At 54.6% G+C, this 16,860-nt stretch carries 16 protein-coding genes and 1 pseudogene; 12 read left to right on the plus strand and 5 right to left on the minus strand.

Annotation, left to right across the window (positions count from 1 at the left end):
* The 11 genes and pseudogenes from M5B98_RS26850 to M5B98_RS26900 form a co-directional block, all read left to right on the plus strand.
* Nucleotides 1-367: pseudogene (locus M5B98_RS26850) on the plus strand (DUF2345 domain-containing protein); the annotation flags it as partial.
* On the plus strand, nucleotides 357-1,094 hold the full coding sequence (locus tag M5B98_RS26855; protein WP_248744486.1) for a DUF4123 domain-containing protein: 738 nt from the start codon (nucleotides 357-359) through the stop codon (nucleotides 1,092-1,094). The pseudogene M5B98_RS26850 and the gene M5B98_RS26855, both read left to right, overlap by 11 nt.
* The gene (locus M5B98_RS26860) at nucleotides 1,094-5,794 is read left to right on the plus strand and encodes an RHS repeat-associated core domain-containing protein (RefSeq protein ID WP_248744487.1); all 4,701 of its coding nucleotides are present in this window, start codon (nucleotides 1,094-1,096) and stop codon (nucleotides 5,792-5,794) included. Before M5B98_RS26855 ends, M5B98_RS26860 begins: the two co-directional genes overlap by 1 nt.
* A complete protein-coding gene (locus M5B98_RS26865; protein ID WP_236191351.1) occupies nucleotides 5,791-6,177 on the plus strand; it encodes a hypothetical protein in 387 nt (128 codons plus the stop codon). The genes M5B98_RS26860 and M5B98_RS26865 overlap by 4 nt, the downstream gene beginning before the upstream one ends.
* The gene (locus tag M5B98_RS26870) at nucleotides 6,161-6,793 is read left to right on the plus strand and encodes a hypothetical protein (protein ID WP_248744488.1); all 633 of its coding nucleotides are present in this window, start codon (nucleotides 6,161-6,163) and stop codon (nucleotides 6,791-6,793) included. The genes M5B98_RS26865 and M5B98_RS26870 overlap by 17 nt, the downstream gene beginning before the upstream one ends.
* A 170-nt stretch (nucleotides 6,794-6,963) precedes the next feature.
* Nucleotides 6,964-7,332: a hypothetical protein gene (locus M5B98_RS26875; RefSeq protein ID WP_248744489.1), complete on the plus strand. Its 369-nt coding sequence runs from the start codon at nucleotides 6,964-6,966 to the stop codon at nucleotides 7,330-7,332.
* A gap of 245 nt (nucleotides 7,333-7,577) precedes the next feature.
* Nucleotides 7,578-7,868 (plus strand): hypothetical protein, encoded by a 291-nt coding sequence (locus tag M5B98_RS26880; protein WP_248744490.1) that lies wholly within the window; start codon nucleotides 7,578-7,580, stop codon nucleotides 7,866-7,868.
* Nucleotides 7,869-8,007: 139 nt separating this feature from the next.
* Nucleotides 8,008-8,403, plus strand: a complete 396-nt coding sequence (locus M5B98_RS26885) for a hypothetical protein (protein ID WP_248744491.1) — start codon at nucleotides 8,008-8,010, stop codon at nucleotides 8,401-8,403.
* A gap of 35 nt (nucleotides 8,404-8,438) precedes the next feature.
* Nucleotides 8,439-8,783 carry a hypothetical protein gene (locus tag M5B98_RS26890; protein ID WP_248744492.1) on the plus strand — a complete coding sequence of 115 codons (345 nt, stop codon included), beginning with the start codon at nucleotides 8,439-8,441 and terminating at the stop codon, nucleotides 8,781-8,783.
* 72 nt (nucleotides 8,784-8,855) lie between these two features.
* The gene (locus M5B98_RS26895) at nucleotides 8,856-9,290 is read left to right on the plus strand and encodes a hypothetical protein (protein ID WP_248744493.1); all 435 of its coding nucleotides are present in this window, start codon (nucleotides 8,856-8,858) and stop codon (nucleotides 9,288-9,290) included.
* On the plus strand, nucleotides 9,274-9,705 hold the full coding sequence (locus M5B98_RS26900) for a hypothetical protein (protein WP_248744494.1): 432 nt from the start codon (nucleotides 9,274-9,276) through the stop codon (nucleotides 9,703-9,705). Before M5B98_RS26895 ends, M5B98_RS26900 begins: the two co-directional genes overlap by 17 nt.
* Before the next feature lie 48 nt (nucleotides 9,706-9,753).
* On the opposite strand, the gene M5B98_RS26905 is transcribed toward M5B98_RS26900, so the two are convergent.
* On the minus strand, nucleotides 9,754-10,575 hold the full coding sequence (locus M5B98_RS26905; protein ID WP_248744558.1) for a VanW family protein: 822 nt from the start codon (nucleotides 10,573-10,575) through the stop codon (nucleotides 9,754-9,756).
* Between the two features lie 243 nt (nucleotides 10,576-10,818).
* Here M5B98_RS26905 and M5B98_RS26910 point away from each other — a divergent pair, with 243 nt between their 5' ends.
* Nucleotides 10,819-11,640: a glycosyltransferase family 2 protein gene (locus tag M5B98_RS26910; RefSeq protein ID WP_248744495.1), complete on the plus strand. Its 822-nt coding sequence runs from the start codon at nucleotides 10,819-10,821 to the stop codon at nucleotides 11,638-11,640.
* Nucleotides 11,641-11,968: 328 nt separating this feature from the next.
* Here M5B98_RS26910 and M5B98_RS26915 read toward each other — a convergent pair whose 3' ends face one another.
* From M5B98_RS26915 to M5B98_RS26930, 4 genes are all read right to left on the minus strand, one after another.
* The gene (locus M5B98_RS26915) at nucleotides 11,969-12,547 is read right to left on the minus strand and encodes a hypothetical protein (RefSeq protein WP_119429866.1); all 579 of its coding nucleotides are present in this window, start codon (nucleotides 12,545-12,547) and stop codon (nucleotides 11,969-11,971) included.
* Between the two features lie 105 nt (nucleotides 12,548-12,652).
* On the minus strand, nucleotides 12,653-13,720 hold the full coding sequence (locus M5B98_RS26920) for a lipocalin-like domain-containing protein (RefSeq protein WP_248744496.1): 1,068 nt from the start codon (nucleotides 13,718-13,720) through the stop codon (nucleotides 12,653-12,655).
* The gene (locus M5B98_RS26925) at nucleotides 13,710-16,181 is read right to left on the minus strand and encodes an FtsX-like permease family protein (RefSeq protein WP_248744497.1); all 2,472 of its coding nucleotides are present in this window, start codon (nucleotides 16,179-16,181) and stop codon (nucleotides 13,710-13,712) included. Before M5B98_RS26925 ends, M5B98_RS26920 begins: the two co-directional genes overlap by 11 nt.
* Entirely contained in the window at nucleotides 16,178-16,831 is a 654-nt protein-coding gene (locus M5B98_RS26930; protein ID WP_248744498.1) for an ABC transporter ATP-binding protein, read from the minus strand. Before M5B98_RS26930 ends, M5B98_RS26925 begins: the two co-directional genes overlap by 4 nt.
* Nucleotides 16,832-16,860 lie beyond the last annotated feature (29 nt).

Here is a 16,860-nt window from a genome sequence, read left to right on the forward strand (position 1 = left end):
CGGTGTGAACCAGCACATCAAGATCGGCACCGGGCAGTTCATCGACGCGGGGCAGGAAATTCACCTGAGCAGCGGCATGAAAGTGGTGCTGGAGGCCGGGGCTGAGCTGACGCTGGTCGGCGGTGGCAGCTTCATCAAGATCGATGGCGGCGGCGTGACCATGAGCGGGCCGGCGATCAACATCAACTCCGGGGGTGGGCCTGGGAGCGGGACGGGGGCGGCGCCGTTGATGCCGGGCGTGCTGAAGCAGGCGGATGCCGACAAGGCGGGGGCTGTGCTGACGCCGGCGCAGATCAACACGCTCAAGCGTAATGCGCCGTTTTGTGAAGAGTGTGAAAAATGCAAGGCAGGTGCCTGTGCCATCTAATCGACTGACACCCAAGGATTGGCTGGCACAACAGCCGTTGCAGAAAGACGAACGTCTGTATCTGATCGTCAGTGCTGCCAGTGATGCCGACGCGCTGAAGACCCTGTATCAGAGCGAACCGTCCGTCCAGGCCATTCCCGTCTGGGGCGGAACGCCCTACTCCACCTGGCAACCGGTGATGCCTTACGTCGCCGAACTCAAGGCCAACTCCGCCTTCCTGCCCTGGATCAGCGAAACCGACGCCCTCGACTGGGGCTGGCTGGCCGTCTCCCGCTCCGAACCCAACGAAGTCTTCGAACACCTGCGCAGCCTGACCCAGGTGAAGATGCCGGACGGGACCGAGGTGTTTTTCCGGTTCTGGGATGGGCGGCATATCTATCCGATTCTTGAAGGGTTGGGTGAGAGCGCTGGGGAGGTGCTGCCGGTGTTTGAGCGGTATCTGATCAATGGCCGCAGCCTGGAAGTCGGACCGAGGGTGGTGCCGAAGGTGAGGGATTGGCCGTGGTGGGAGGTGCCGAAGAAGCTGTTGGATCAGTTGGCGAAGGAGGATCAGACGACGCTGGTCGGCAACTTGATGCAGTGGCTCGAAGAAGCACGCCCGGACCTCTATAGCGCCTGGCCCGAGAACAACCTGAAACTGAAAATCACCCGTTTCGTGCGTCGCCCGGATGCTCCGGACAACCTTAAAGAAGCACTGTTAAACCACCTGATTCTGGAGCAAGGCTGATGGATCGCGTTGCCTTTGTTGACAACCAACTGAACACCTTCAAGGACAGTTTGAAGCTGTATCAGGAACAGACCAAGACCTGGTACGCGAGAGCCGCCGACAAGGCCAGTCGGGCCGCCGACCTGCCTTCCCTTTTGGGCATGGAGCGAGTGATCAAGGTTGGAAACACCAGTAAGTCGGTGAGCATGACCGACGGCGACTTCTCTTCGAACGTGGCTCAGTGTCCGCTGAAAGGGCCGCTGCTGATCGAGAGCAAGTTCGAATCGGTTTATGACATTCCCATCGGCGATATCGAAGTCGAGATCGTTGCAGTGGAAGGTGGTGCAGTCAGCAAGGTCAAACTCGATCAGCAAGGTAAGGCCAGCTGGACCGGCGGAATTCCTGGCAAGTTCTACAAAATCCGTGTTCACAACGAAGTGACACCTGCGCAGATCGACGCTCTGTTCAGCTCCTACAGCGGCGTAACAGCAGACCTTGAAGGTTTCCTGCGCAAGGAGTGGGCCGGGTTCAAGCCGCAATGGTCGAATCTGTCGGCTTCGGGGACTGCGATGGCGATCGGCAACGGCATTCTTGAGGGTGGCTGGGAGGCCATCAAAGGCGTGTGGGATGGCATCAGTCTGGTGCTCGACATTCTGCAAGACCCCAAGAAGTTTGCAAAAGATCTCGGTGCCGGCGTCCAGGACCTGATCAAAGTCGCCGAAAGTTCGCCAGACATCATGAAAAAAGCCATGTTGCTGGCCAGCGACGAAGCCGCTTTGTTCCTGCTGGTACGCAGTGCCGTGATCTGGTTGGCAGGCTTGCCGCCAATGAAAATGGCCGGCGACGTTGCGAAGATGACCACGGCCATTGTCGTCGGCATCGCGATCGACATCGTGATTGGCGTGGTCCTGACCATTGCGGCTGAAGGCACAGGGGTTATCTACCTCGCCGCCCGACTGAAGAAGTACGGTGAGCTTGTCATCAATGCTGTCACCAGCTTCGTGAAGTCGCTGTTCAAAATCATCAATGGCTTTATGGAGTATGTCGCGAAGTACACCGCTGTTGCGGCGCGTGGGGTGACAGCCAAGGTGAGAAACGGCGTCTCTCAGTTGCGCTTCGACGGGAAAAAGAACGCAAAACTGGGTAAAGGCAAAGTCGGTGACGACGCTTCCAAACAGGCAAAGTCGCCTGCGGAAAAGAGTGCCGAACCCGCCTCGGAAACCTGCACCAACGGATGCCCGGTTTCGATGGTCACCGGTGAAGAGCTGCTGACGCTGACAGATGGCCAACTTGATGGCTTGCTGCCGTTTGAATGGACGCGCCTGTACAGAACCAGCGCCGTGGAAATCGACTGTGGCCTGGGCTACGGCTGGAGTCACGCCCTTGCCCACCGCATCGAAATCGTGGGCGATGAGGTCATCTGGACCGACCACGAAAACCGCTCCACACCGTTCCCGCTTCCAAGCGAGCAACGCCCGGCGATCACTAACAGCCTCTCGCGTGCAGCCATTTTCCTCGGCGATGACCCGTCCGAACTGGTACTGGCCCAAGCAGGCAAACGCCCATCGTTCTACCACTTCCGCTTCAACAGCAAAGGCGCAACCCTGATCGCCATCAGCGACAGCTATGGCAATCGCCTGCACGTCACACGAGACATCCACGGGCGCATCAAACGCCTCGACAACGGCGCAGGTCGTGCCCTGCTTTTACGCTACGACCGCAAACATATTGTGGCTGTGGACTATCAGCAGTTTCTACCGGCGGACAATCTTGAGGATGCCTGGAACACCGTCCAGACGCTGGTCATCTACACCTATGACGCGCAACACCGGTTGATTGAAGCAAAGAACGCCGCGGGGGAAGCCGAGCGTTATCGCTACAACGATCAACACGTGATTCTGGAGCGGCAACTGGCCGGCGGCGCGAGCTTCTTCTGGGAGTGGGAGAACGAAGGCAAACTGGCTCGATGCATCCACCACTGGGCAAACTTCTCGCAGATGGACGCGCGCTACGCCTGGGATGACAAAGGCAGCGTGACCGTTACCAACGCCGATGGCAGCGAAGAGGTTTACACCCACGACGACCAGGCGCGACTGATCAGCAAGATCGATCCGGATGGTGCCGAGCACCTCAAGGCCTATAACGACAAAGGCCAATTGGTCGCGGAAAAAGATCCGCTCGGCGCCGTGACCGAATATCGGTACGACGATGATGGATTGATGACCGCTGTCATCCCTCCTGAAGATGAAGCCACCACGTACGAATACAGCAACGGATTCGTCAGCGATGTTCACCGTGGCAAAGCCAGCTGGAAGTATCAACGCAACAGACAGGGTGATGTCACTCAGCAAATCGACCCGGATGGAAATTCGACGTTCTACAGCTACGACCGTCAAGGACGTCTGCTGGAGATCCGTCACCCGGATGGCAGCCGCCACCAACTCGGTTGGAACAACCTCGGTCAACTGCTTGAGGAACGACTGCCCGACGGTGGTCAACGCAAATATCGCTACGACGCGTTGGGGCGGCAGATTACTCGGCAAGAAGAGTCCGGGGCCATCACCCAGTACCAATGGGATACCGCCAACCGCCTTGCACAAATTACCCTGCCGGGCGGCGCAACACGCGCGTTCACCTACAACGCCTACGGCAACGTCACTGCCGAACGTGACGAACTTGGCCGCGTCACTCGTTACGAATACGCCGATAAACTGCACCTTGTCAGCCGTCGCATCAACCCGGATGGCAGCCAGCTGCGTTACCGCTACGACAACTCGCGCCTGTTGCTGACCGAGATCGAAAACGAGCGCGGCGAGCATTACCACCTCGACTACTTCCCGAATGGCCTGATCCAACAGGAAACCGGCTTCGACGGTCGTCGCACCGCATACGAATACGACCTCAACGGCCAATTGCTGAAGAAAACCGAATTCGGTGAAGACGGTAGCGAGTTGGTAACTGAGTACCAACGCGACACCGCAGGCCGGTTGCTGGTGAAGACTCTTCCCGACGGCGAAGAAATTCACTACAGCTACGACGCCCTCGGCCGCCTGGTCAACGTCGACGACGGAAACTGGCCGCTCGCCTACGAATACGACCTGCAAGACCGCCTCGTCACCGAACATCAAGGCTGGGGCACCTTGCGTTATGAGTACGACAACGTTGGCCAACTCAAGCACTGTCGCTTGCCCGATGGCAGCAAACTCGACTACCGCCATCAATCCGGCGGTATGCTCAGCGGCATCGATCTCAATGGCTCGCGCCTGACGTCTCACCAGTTCAGCGGTGGTCGCGAACAGCAGCGCCAGCAAGGCCTGCTGCTCAGCCAGTATCAATATGACGAACAGGGTCGCTTGCAGGCTCACAACGTCAGCCAGCGCGACAAAAACCTGTTCCAGCGCCGCTACAACTACGACGCAAACGGCAACCTCGCCGGTATCGACGACAGCCGCAAAGGCAACCGCAGCTACCACTACGACCCGCTCGATCGCTTGATCAGCGTTCGTGGCGCGACACCGGAAAGTTTCGCCCACGACCCGGCCGGCAACCTGCTCGGCCAGAACAACGAAGGCACAGCCAACCTCGCCAACGTCAAAGGCAACCGCCTGCTGATGCAAGGCGACCGCCACTACGACTACGACGCGTATGGCAACCTGATCCGCGAGCGCCGTGGCGCCGGGCAGAAGCTCGTCACCGAATACCGTTACGACTGCCAGCATCGACTGATCGGCGCGAGCCTTCCGGGTGGCAGCACCGCGTCCTACAAGTACGATGCTTTCGGTCGCCGCATCGAGAAAACCGTCGATGGCCAAACCACCGAGTTTCTGTGGCAAGGCGAACGCCTGATCGCCGAAAGCGGCGACAACCGCTATCGCACCTACATCTACGAACCCGGCAGCTTCCGCCCGCTGGCCATGCTCGACGGCGAAGGCCCGCGCAAGGCAACGCCGTTCTACTACCAGCTCGACCATCTGGGCACACCGCAGGAACTCACTGACTACAGCGGCGAAATCATGTGGTCCGCGAAGTACCGCGCCTACGGCAACCTCGCGGCGCTGGATGTCAGCGAAATCGATAATCCGTTGCGGTTCCAGGGTCAGTATTTCGATGCGGAGACGGGCCTACACTACAACCGACATCGCTACTACAATCCGGGGACTGGACGGTTTCTGACGCCGGATCCGATTAAGCTTGCGGGTGGGTTGAATAACTACCAGTACGTGCCTAACCCTACGGGGTGGGTGGATCCGTTGGGTTTGAATGGATGCCCGCCAGATGGAGATGGTCAAGGAAACTCAACATCACCGGCAAAAAATGCCAAAGTCGATACCAAAGAACCACCACCACCAGATTTAGACTGGTCAAGTCCTAGCGTTAAAAGAGCGTCAGCTCAGCTTGATCAAGGTGCCAAGGACGTCACAGTCAATAGCCGGGCGGAAGCTGAAGAAATATTCAGAGGAAAATATGTAGGCCAAGGCTATAGAAACGCAGAGGAATTCAACTCAGTGACAGCCAAGGATTATTTTCAAACGCCCCAAGGCAAAGAGTCTTATTACCACTGGGACGACACACCAGTTTCCAATATTGAAACGCGAAAAGTCTATATGGCGAACCACAGCCCAACAGATCCACATGCTGCGATGCCTCATTTGCAGCTACACCCAAAAGATGGGAAAGTAATCCGTATTTATTGGCCAAACCCGTTCGAGGGGCAAAAATGACAGCACAAAAATATATCCCACGAAGTGTATGGTATGGGCTTGACGGGACAGGCTACGACAACATTGCGCAAGAGCTAGAATCCGATGAACCATCATTAAGAAAATGGATTTCAGTGTATGCCATTTACAAGTATTCCTTCACCAACGACCCAAACCAATATTACGATTTCATCCACCATTCAAAAAGCTTTCGATACGCGATTGTAATATTTACAATTCCTACCGAAACACTTGAAACAAGCGACGGCATAGATGACCGCGATATTACTATCGAAAAAATAGAAACCATGAACTCCGAGGATGAGATCAACGCTCTACTTGAAAAACTCGATATTAATCCAGAGCTTTTCACTACACCATGGCGCTGTGAATATCCGCTATAACCACCAAATCGGAAAAAGAAATAGAGCAAAAAGGGGACCGGGTTACATTACAACCGGCACCAAAAATGGCAAAAATGGGACTGGCAAAAATGGACAGATTTATTTTTCACGGAAAAAAACAAATCTGTCCCTGAGAAATCTTGGAAAAAGATGGAACAATCACTTTACTTCCACCAGGGACAACCCCATGAAATTCACATCAAAAGGTGAGGTAATCAATCCATGTTCTGTCGGATATCGAAGTCTAGGATTTGGCGAATCGACAAACTTACAAACAAAAAATTACGAGTTAACAGCTGAACTTAACGAATTACCTGACAGCTTTATAAAATGCGCCGACTCATTTATTGAACAGTGTAAAATTGACGACACAGAACAAGGCTTCCCAGAAATACCTGAACTTGAAGAGCTGCAATACCCAGACTTTTTAGAACTAGTCAAAAAAAGTCCAAAACAAGCCACTGAACCAATCAAAAACCACCTATACTTCGATCTATTATTTTCACTATTCCCAAACACCAACAATCTAAAGCTAGTAATAAATAATATAACCAGCATCAGCACAACCACAACGGGAATAGCAATAACCGGAGAAACCTTCCCTTTCAAGTCATAAACCAAACAAAGGGATAAAATTTAAAGTAAAAAGGGGATAGATTTATTTTTAGAAAATAAATCTATCCCCTTTTCATTCTTTTTCATTCAACGATGGTATAAACTTCAGAATCTACTTAGACGAAACCTTGACAACAGTTACAAATCTCCACCCGACAATTAAGTAATAACATGCAAACACCAAACCTCACTGCGACACAAGAAAGCATAATTCATAACTGCTTATTGGATTTGCTTGAATCACACTCACTAAATAACCCAAGCTTTTTACCAAAAGCGCTTGACAGTCTAATTGAATCCCGGGGATTCGGTATCGAGATGTCTGGAATCTATATCAGCACAGACGACGACTACGAAAACATTCCAGAACACCTTAAAACTGGAATAGCTTTCGAATTTATGGACGACCATGTTTCGCTACAGTTCGGGGAAGCAATTGTTTGCATCACAAACTGGTGCAATAAACATAACCAAACAGCAACCCCCTCAATCGACTCAAAACTTAAAGCACTCCAAAAAAAATTCATGAGAGCGCTTTAATCCAACTCGAAAAAATGGAACCATACAGAAAATAATCAGAATCAAAGGGGACATAGAATCAAAGGGGATAGATTTATTTTTCGCTAAAGACAATAAAAAAACAAATCAATAAAAAATAAATCTGCCCCCTTTCATTGGAAGGGCTCTACAGGAATTGAGACCAAAAATCCAAGGTATGGCACCATGGAGTTAACGATAAAAGGAAATTTAAAACTTGAAAACCCAACTTTCACAAGGAGAAAATAATGTTAGAAACCAATAAAAAAATAGAACTTAAAGGGGAGGACGCTCTTGAAGCTCTAGCTGAGCTTGAATTTATATTAATTTCCCTACACAAAATGGGAAGCTACTATAGCGACAAATCAGTCGAGGATTATCAAAAAGCCACCACCAACTTCATTGACAACGAAAAGGTAACTCATAGGCTTGCAAAAATAAGAAAAATCATCTCCAAAAGCTTTGATACAACTCTTGGGGACGACGATATGGACGATATTGAACGCCATGTAGAAAACATTCAATTTTGGAAACCCTAAATTCAGAAAACCAAGAACAAAAGTGGACAGATTTGTTTTTCGCTGAAGAAAACAAATTTGTCCCCTTTTCACTTGTCCCCTTTTCACTTTTTACTTTTTACTAACCCTTTACTATTTTCCAAATCAGTTTAAAGAAAAAATGAGTATTCAGAAAATAATCCCTAGAAAAATCTGGTGGGGTTTTGAGGCAAAATCATATACAGAAATTGCTCAAGAACTACCGTCACAGGATGTGTCACTTCGAAAATGGATCGCAATCTACGCTGCTTATCATTTAAACTTCGAAAATAGATCCCCAGGAGAGCGTTATTACAAGTTCCTAGAAGATGCAAAAAATTCTAAATACGTAATTATAGAATTCACTCTCGCAATCCACCTTCTCGAAACAAGAGACAGCATTGGCCCCAACGATACGACAATAACAAAATGCAAAACCCTGGAAACAGAGGAAGAAATCAACTCTTTTCTTTACGAAAACAACATAAACCCAGAGCTATTTACGCCACCATGGACTTGCGAGTACCCGCTAGACTGAATTCAACAAAAAGAAACCACAGAGGACGCACTAACATGAGATCCAAGCTTAAATACGAACTCCATCCCCTTCGAGTCCCAAGCGGATGGACTATTACAATCAACAACCTTTTCGAGGTTGATTTCACACCAGAGACTGTCGAGTGGTTTAGTAACTCAGTTTTACTGGGTGGTGTCCGGCGAACTACTGGTCATTGCTTTGACTCAAGACTTGAGCCAGAGGGAGATCCTGACGGGGACTTTGTCATTGAACTCCTGAAAATCAAGTACGACAACAAAGGAAAACCGATCAAAAACTCTGAGCTACCACTAGGGCAATACAGAACAAAAAGCAAAGAAGACTTTATCAAACAGATTGAACGCTTCATGCTCGACGCTTGAAAATGCTTCCCTCCCAACCAATTGGAACTGATCTATTTTTATTTTTTTCTGTAAAACAAAAGGAACACCTCGATGAGTTACTTGGAAAAAGAAATCACATCAGCACTCGAAACAAATCATCTAAAAAACCAGAAACTCAAGAAAGATGAATTAGAAAAAATAATTTCAGACGTAAAAACCCGCTTCTTTTACTCCAACACAAATACCCTTGACCCCTTCAATCTAAAATTCGCAACAAAACAACACGACTCAGATTTTTGGAAAAAGGTCGATCTCCTATACTCTTCTGAGAAACCAACATTAATCGTCCTCGACAACCAAATCCATGCCTGGACGCTTCAGTCATCATCCGATTTGAAAATATTGCTTTCAGAAACGACTGGATTTCCATTCTGGATAACTAATACAGCCCTTAGCTTCTTAATTTATGTAGACGACCACGATTGCGTACATACAGCATCGACTTCATTCCCTCCAGCGATTAAAAATCATGATCTTCAAATCTGAAAACGACATCATTGACCCAACCTTTGTAACCTACCGCAGCCTTGGCTTCGGTGAACCTCTCTTCAACAATGCCAAAAAATATACTTTATCAATAAAAATTCACGAACTGCCCGAGCAATTCCACGAGCTGACAAATGCATTCATCGCCGAATGCATACAAGACGATAACAAACAAGGCTACGCCGACATCCCCGAATTACGAGATTGCAATTACCCACCACTTGCAACCCTGATAAGAAACCACCCAGACGTAGCGGTAATCCTCATCAAGGACTATTTATTCTTTGAGCTGCTCTATTTGCTATTCCCATCAAAGGAAAAGCTAGAAGTGGTAATAAACTCGATTTCCGGAGTTTATTATTTGGACGATACGTTTCACCTATGCGGCGAAACATATCCCTACAGAAACCTGTAATTGCGTTATTTCCATCGTACGCTGGAAACCCTAAGGTAAAAACGCAACCTACTGCTGCCTTTCAATGGCTTGTTCCCCCACCTCATACTTAACCACCACCCGATTCCCATACAACCTCTCCCTCTCCACCAAAGCCCCCACCTGCCCCTTCTCCCTCACCTCCCGCCAAATCTCATTCTCCCGATACACCCGCTCCCCCTCCCGCACAAACCGATGCCCCAACTCAAACACGTGATACCGAAACTCCCGCTCCCGATCACACAACAACTCCCCCTCCAGTTGCGTCTCCCCGACCTTCAACTTCAGCTGAAAGCTCCGATCCGTCGGGTTGTGCAGTACCAGGTCGATGTAGTTGTAGAAGATCGCCGCGCCGGAGCCGAATGGCAGGACGCGGCCGTCGTCCGGGAAGGGGTCGAAGCTGTGGTTGGCGCGTTCGATGACGACCAGGGGTGAGTGAATGGCCATCCAGTGGATGAGGTTGCTGAGTTGGCAGATGCCGCCGCCGATGCCGGTGCGGGCCTGGCCGAAGGACAGTTCCATGCCTTCGACGTAGCCGCGTTGGCGGGTCGGGCGGCCGACGAGGCGGCAGAAGGAGAAATACTCGCCGGGGGCAATGGTGACGCCGTCGATGGCGGCGACGGCGAGTTTGAGGTTGATGACTTTGTTGTGTTGCAGCGCCAGGTCGGAGTCGCCGAGTTTGCGGATCAGTTTTGAGGTGTGTTTGAGGTAGCGATACGGCAAGCGCTCAGGCGTCGCGACGGGCCGTGCATAGCGTTTGCTCGAGCAGTGCCAGGCGATGTGGCGGAACAGTCTTTTTTGCCACACGCGCAGCCAGTAGAGGGCCGGGTGGTAGAGGGAAAGTGGTTTCATCCGTGGCGAACGGCGCGGGCCGTTGTCTTCCTTGATCTGAAAAGGGCGGCGCATCTTACCGTGGAATATCGCCGTGTGCGCTGCTCGCGCAGGCGTCGCAAGCCGTTACAAGTCGGCCGACGCCGAGCGTTTCGAAATTAAGTTTGAACTAAGGTTGCGTCCCTACCATCCGGGCCACGAAGCAGCGGGTGCGAGCGTTGATTGCCGCACACAAAGCCATCCATTTCGATGTGAGCCCGGATCATGAGAGAGTTTGATTTCCCCTCGGCACAACAGCCCGCGTTCAGTCTTGTATTGGTCAATTACAAAACCCCGGAAATAACCCGGATGTGCCTGGAGTTTCTTCAGGAATACGTCAAGGAACAGCAGATTCCGGTGTGGGTGGTGGACAATGATTCTGCCGACGAAAGCCTGGCTTACTTGCGCTCTCTGGACTGGATCAACTTGATCGAGCGCCCTTCCCCTTGCAAAGAAGCCGGGCATATTGCTCACGGCAAGGCACTCGATCTGGCACTTGCAAAGGTTGAAACCGATTACCTGTTTTTACTGCACACCGATACTTTCGTTTTCGATAGCACTGTCTTTTCAATGATGATGAAAGAGTGCATGCAATCTTTGGATACAGCAGCGGTCGGTTGTGTCGAACAGCTTGACCGGGGTGTTTTAAGAGACACCTGGCGCTTGTCTTCGCGTTATTTCAAACACTATTTCCGGCGGGCGAAATTGCAGTTGGGCCTGCGCTCCCGGGAACCCAAACCCTACCGGGAAACCCACCTGAAAAGCTTCTGCACCTTGTGGAATGCACGGTTGATCAAGGCTCATGGCCTGCATTTCTCGATGGACGACCGGGTCCCGGGATACACGCTGCAGGATCGATTAAGCAGCCTTGGCTACGGCATCAGATTCCTTTCGCCGCGGACGATCTTCCGCTACCTGGACCACATCCAGGCCGGCACCGTGGCGGCTGCCGGTGGCTACGCGAAAAACCACCGCCGGACCACCATGTACCAGCAAACACTCAAACGTATTCAGATGCAGCAAGGCATGCGGCCGGCGAAATCCTGAGAACAATAAAAAAGGGCGACTTCACAGTCGCCCTTTTTTTATCCGAATTCTTTAGTCCTCTCTCCGGAGGAGGTGTCCGCCCAGTGTAATGGCCTGGCAATCCATGCACCGGTAAAGAGCCCTGACACTGGGCGAACGGGAAGGATTTTAATGGAAGTTGGCGGATATGTCGTGCTAATTGAGGATGAAATTTATGTACTAAAACGTTAACGGATATTGATCACCGATATTTCCCGAGAAACTTCCAGAATTATCGGATCCGATCATTTTATATGACTGTTCTCATACAACTACTTGTACAAGAACAGTCACTCTGTAGAGTTAATACTCAGCTTTCATGTTCACTGGTCACTTTTAATACATCGGTGTAAGTGACCACGACACTCTGCCCGATTTTCAGATCTTTGAGTTTGGCTTGGATTTCAGGCTTTTCGACATTGAGGGTTTTCGACTGGCCCGAAGGGTTTTCCAGGGTCACCTGGTTTTTCTTCAAATCAATTCTGGTGATTTTCAGTTGTACCTGAATCTGGCGGAATGCCTCGCCGCCAGGGTTGCTGCTGCCCACGGCGTTGCGCAGCTCGCCGGTACGCTCGGTGGAGCCAGGCAGACCTTTATCCACGTCGGTGTCCAGGAAAGCCGCCACGGAACGGGTGACTTGAATGTCGACCTTGTCGCCAACCTTCAGGTTGGCGAGGTTTTTCGCCTTGTCGCTGAGCTGGACATGCACCTGGCGACCTTCTTCGCCTTCAAGGACAACCTGATGATTGGCCGGATCAACCGCCAGTACTTTGGTGGTGACCTGATCCTTCTCGACAGTCGCCGACAAAGGAATATCGGCCGCGAACGCCGTGGAGGCGGACAGGACAGTGGCGAGGGCAATGGCGTGCGACAGTGATTGAAGCTTCATAAGCGGTACGTTCCCTGTGATGGATGGCAGCACACGGCGCATTCGGCGCCGTGCGTGCCAAGGAGCATAGACGCTGATCCGCCGTCGCTCTTGGCACAGGGTGAATCAGTACCCGGTCATCTCCAGATAACCGCGCCCGCCCTGACTGCCGCTCAACCGCACCGGGCCTTCCCAGTAAGGGATGCGCAGCCCCATCCAGGCATCGGGATTGATTGCGTCGAGGGTGATCTGCAGGTTCTTTTCCGCAATCCCGATCGACCAGCGCACCGGCATCGAACGGCCAGCGACCTTCGCGGTGTCTTGCGGCGTCAGTTTGATCTGCTCGGCGTGCAGCGTTTCAGTCTGGCCATCGGCGCCAATCCAGGTGCCGGTGAGGTACGGCGCGCCCTCCTTCTGGCGCATGCGGTAAAGCATGACGTGCGCGCCATCGTCCAGATGCAGGGAGAACCAGTCCCAACCGGTCTGGTTGGCGGTCAGCGGCTGGCTGCTCCATTCTCGGTCGAGCCAGGCCGGACCGTTGACGGTGTAGGTCTGGCCGTCGATTTGCAGGGTGCCGCTGGCCTGGAAAAACGGCTGGCTGTAGTAATACGAGGCCTGGCCCTGTTCGGATTTCTGACTGAAACCGTGATCACCTTGCAGCACCAGCGGACGGCTGGAAGTCAGGCGCAGTTGGTAGCTGAAGTTTTTGTCCTTTGCGCTGAGCTGCATGTCGCCCAGCGGATCGCTCGCCTGACTGACGAAGCGCCAGTCATCGATCCACGCCTCGAACGGCGCCACACGCACCCCGGCCTGCCCGACGCCGCCACGGGCGTAGCGTTCGGCTGCGTGATGGACATTGGGCGAGGTCACCGCCGCATGCCCGAGCCAGATCGTTTGATTGGCCCACCCCGGTTGCTCCGGCGTGGGGTTCAGGGCGCTGCGAAACAACGTCCACTGCACGCCGAAATCATTACCCTGGGCATCCTTGAGATTGGCCGTGACATACCACCACTCGATACGAAAACCGTCATGAGCGCCATGATCCGCCGGAAAGCTGAACACCCGCCCCGGCACCACCGGCGTGAAGGCCTGCGCCTGAGCGCCCATCCCGGCGAAACCTTTCTGCTCCGGCGCCGGGTTGTCGCAACCACCGAGCAACAGCGCCATACACACCACGGCGAAGTTAATCTTCATGGGCAAACGTCCTCAGCAAGTCCGCCGGTTGCGTGCGGTACAGCGAATACAGCGGCCACGCCGAGGCCAGCAGCGTCGCCAGCAGCGCCAGCCCGGTCAGTTGCAGCAGCTGCAACGGAAACACCCGCAACGGCAGGCGCCAGCCGAAGGCCTGCACGTTGATCACCGCATCCAGACACCACGCCAGCCCGATGCCCAACGGCAATGCCAGCACCAGCGTCAGCACCGCCAGCAGCCAGGTCTGGCCAAGGTTGAGCAGCATCAATTGCCGTCGCGTCACACCCAAGGCCCACAACGGCGCCAATTGGCCGAGGCGACTCTGGCTCTGGGTCAGCAGGCTGATGAACAGCGCCACACCGGCAACCGCCAGCGTCAGGCTGTTGAGCGCGGCCGTCGCGGCGAAGGTTCGCTCAAAAACCTGCACCGACCAGCCCTTGAGCCGCGCCTGATCGACGATGCGGCTGTCATCGAGCTGGAAGCGTGCCTGCAAGGTGCTCAGCAATGCCGGAATCTTTGCCGGTTCGATCCGCAGGTTGAAGCGATTCGGCGTCAACTGCGGCCAACTGCGCAGCAGATGATTGCTGTTGACCAGCACATGCCCCTTGGGATTGCCGTAATCGGCGTAGATCCCGACGATGCGCGGCGACCACGACAGGCCCGGCGTCGGAATCGTCAGGTGATCCCCCGGCCGCACCTTGAGCCGGCGCGCGAGTTGCTCGCTGAGCATCACCGCATCATCCGTGGCCAGCAACGCCCACGGGTCGTTGCCCCGGGCTTCGAGCAGCGGCCAGTGCTGACGATAGTGCGGATGGTCGATGATGCCGAACACCTCCGTCGGCCAGCCTTGCAGCGTCACCGAAACCTGCCAGTTGGGCAGGATCGCCGTGACACTCGGCTGTTGCTTGAGCCAGCTGTACAGCTCGCGGGCCTGAGCCGGGTTGCTCGGGTTCAGATAGAGCTCGGCGGTGAGCCGTTGTTCGAGCCAGTCGTTGAAGGTCTGGCGGAAACCGGCGGTCATGCTGCCGGCGCCGATGTTGGCCGCCATCGCCAGCAGCAACGCCATCAATGCCAGACTCAGCGCCGGTAATTGCTGTCGGCAGTCCGCGAGAAACCACTGCCCCAGCACCGAACGACTGCGCCCGAGCAAACCGTTCAACAGCGCACTGAGCACCACCGGCAATGCCAGTGCAGCGCCGAGCAACAACCCGGCCATCAACACAAATCCGCTGGCGAGACTGTCACCCAACACCAACGCGATCAACGCAATCGCCGCAAACACCCCGGCCACCCAGCCCTGCCGGCGCAACCAACGTGCATGCTGTTCATGCCAGGCTTGCGGATCAGCCACCGCCAGCAACGGCAGCCGCGCCGCCCGCAGCAGACTGTTGGCCCCGGCCAGCAACGCGCCGAGCAGGCTCAAGCCGATGCCGCTGAACCACCACCAGGGACTCAGGCGCAACTGCCCCGCCACTTCCGCGCCATACAACCCGCGCAGGCTGGCGGCGACATCCGGCAACAGCACGCTCGCCAGCCAGTAGCCGCTGACGACACCGAACAGTCCGCCGATCAACGCCAGCGCACCGAGTTCGACGATCAGACCGGCGATCAGCATTCGCGCACTGACACCGCAGGCGCGCAACGTGCGCAGCAATCCGCGACGCTGTTCCAGTGCGAGGCCGATGGCGGCATGCACGATGAACAGGCCGACGACAAACGAAAGAAACCCAAGGGCATCGAGGTTGAGGTGAAAGCTTTCGGTCAGGCGCGCCAGATTGTTTTCTTCGCCGCTGCTCTTTAACTGCAACTGGCCTTTGAACGCCGCCGGCACGTCGGCGTGAAAATCCTTGGGCAACAGCAGCCGCGACAGTTGATCGGGTTGTTCGAGCACGCGTTGAGCGACACCGATGTCCACCAGCAGCACGCCGGGGGCCATGTCCTTTTGCGCCCGCAGCGGTGGCAACGTCTGAGCGGTTTCGGTTTGCGGTGTCGCGCCCTCGGTCAGATTCAACGCTTGCAAGGTGTCGGGGGAAATCCAGGTGCTGCCCGGCGGGCTGAAGAATTCGACGATGCGCTCGATCGGCATCGCCTGCCCGGCCACCGCACTGTCGGCCGGCAGCGACACCGGTTCGATGCCCATCAATTGCAGGCGCTGGGATTCATGGCCCTTGAGAATCAAACGCCCTTGCAGCACCGGCGAAACCGGCCAGCCTTGGCGACGCAGATCGACAAACCACTGCTGGGAAAACGTCGCGCCATTCGGCGCACTCAGGCTGGCCTGGGGTTCGCCGCCGATCATCTGGCTGGCTCGCGCGTAACTGTCCCGCGCCTGACTGTTGAGCGCCTCGACACCGGTCAACAGGCTGGTGGCCAGCCACAACCCGGTCAGCACGCTGAAGAACTGCACCGGATGCCGCCGCCAGTGACTGAGCAAGGCGATCAGCGTTTGCCGGAAAACCCTCACGTCAAACGACCGCTGGACAACACCACCCGCTCCGCCAGTCGCGCGGCCACGCGTTGACTGTGGGTGACCATCAGCAACGTGGTCGGCGTGTCGTCGAGCAACTCCAGCAACAGCCGCAGCACCTCGTCGCTGGTCGCTTCGTCGAGGCTGCCGGTGGGTTCGTCAGCCAGCAACAACTTGGGCCGCGAGGCCAACGCCCGGCCAAGCGCGACCCGTTGCTGCTGGCCGCCGGAGAGTTGTTCGGGATAACGCTTGAGCAGTTCGCTCAGGCCAAGACGCTGCACCAGATGATTCTGCCAGCGCGGGTCATGACGCCCGGCAAGTCGCGCCTGAAACGCCAGGTTGTCTTCGATGCGCAGGCTGCCGATCAGGTTGTACTGCTGGAACACCAGACCGATTTCCGTGCGCCGCCAGTTGGCCAGTTGCGCTTCGCTCATTGCGTCGAGTCGATGTTCGCCGCTGCGGATGCTGCCGCTGTCGACTTTATCCAGGCCGGCGATCAGGTGCAGCAGCGTGCTTTTGCCGCTGCCCGACTCGCCCATCAGCGCCAGACTGCTGCCGGGTTCGAGCGTCAGGTCGATACCTTGCAACACGGGCAACGGGCCTTGGGGGGTGAGGTAGCTTTTGAAGACGTTTTGAACCTGCAGCATGCCGCCATCCGATCGTTGCGTGTGGGGCA

Source organism: Pseudomonas sp. MWU12-3088 (assembly GCF_023242405.1).
Taxonomy (GTDB): Bacteria; Pseudomonadota; Gammaproteobacteria; order Pseudomonadales; family Pseudomonadaceae; genus Aquipseudomonas; species Aquipseudomonas kribbensis.

Excerpts from the sequence above, each read along its gene's own strand:
- M5B98_RS26860 (WP_248744487.1), top strand. The coding sequence starts at position 1,094 with ATGGATCGCGTTGCCTTTGTTGACAACCAACTGAACACCTTCAAGGAC.
- M5B98_RS26865 (WP_236191351.1), top strand. The coding sequence starts at position 5,791 with ATGACAGCACAAAAATATATCCCACGAAGTGTATGGTATGGGCTTGAC.
- M5B98_RS26875 (WP_248744489.1), top strand. The coding sequence starts at position 6,964 with ATGCAAACACCAAACCTCACTGCGACACAAGAAAGCATAATTCATAAC.
- M5B98_RS26880 (WP_248744490.1), top strand. The coding sequence starts at position 7,578 with ATGTTAGAAACCAATAAAAAAATAGAACTTAAAGGGGAGGACGCTCTT.
- M5B98_RS26885 (WP_248744491.1), top strand. The coding sequence starts at position 8,008 with ATGAGTATTCAGAAAATAATCCCTAGAAAAATCTGGTGGGGTTTTGAG.
- M5B98_RS26890 (WP_248744492.1), top strand. The coding sequence starts at position 8,439 with ATGAGATCCAAGCTTAAATACGAACTCCATCCCCTTCGAGTCCCAAGC.
- M5B98_RS26895 (WP_248744493.1), top strand. The coding sequence starts at position 8,856 with ATGAGTTACTTGGAAAAAGAAATCACATCAGCACTCGAAACAAATCAT.
- M5B98_RS26900 (WP_248744494.1), top strand. The coding sequence starts at position 9,274 with ATGATCTTCAAATCTGAAAACGACATCATTGACCCAACCTTTGTAACC.
- M5B98_RS26905 (WP_248744558.1), bottom strand. The coding sequence starts at position 10,575 with ATGAAACCACTTTCCCTCTACCACCCGGCCCTCTACTGGCTGCGCGTG.
- M5B98_RS26910 (WP_248744495.1), top strand. The coding sequence starts at position 10,819 with ATGAGAGAGTTTGATTTCCCCTCGGCACAACAGCCCGCGTTCAGTCTT.
- M5B98_RS26915 (WP_119429866.1), bottom strand. The coding sequence starts at position 12,547 with ATGAAGCTTCAATCACTGTCGCACGCCATTGCCCTCGCCACTGTCCTG.
- M5B98_RS26920 (WP_248744496.1), bottom strand. The coding sequence starts at position 13,720 with ATGAAGATTAACTTCGCCGTGGTGTGTATGGCGCTGTTGCTCGGTGGT.
- M5B98_RS26930 (WP_248744498.1), bottom strand. The coding sequence starts at position 16,831 with ATGCTGCAGGTTCAAAACGTCTTCAAAAGCTACCTCACCCCCCAAGGC.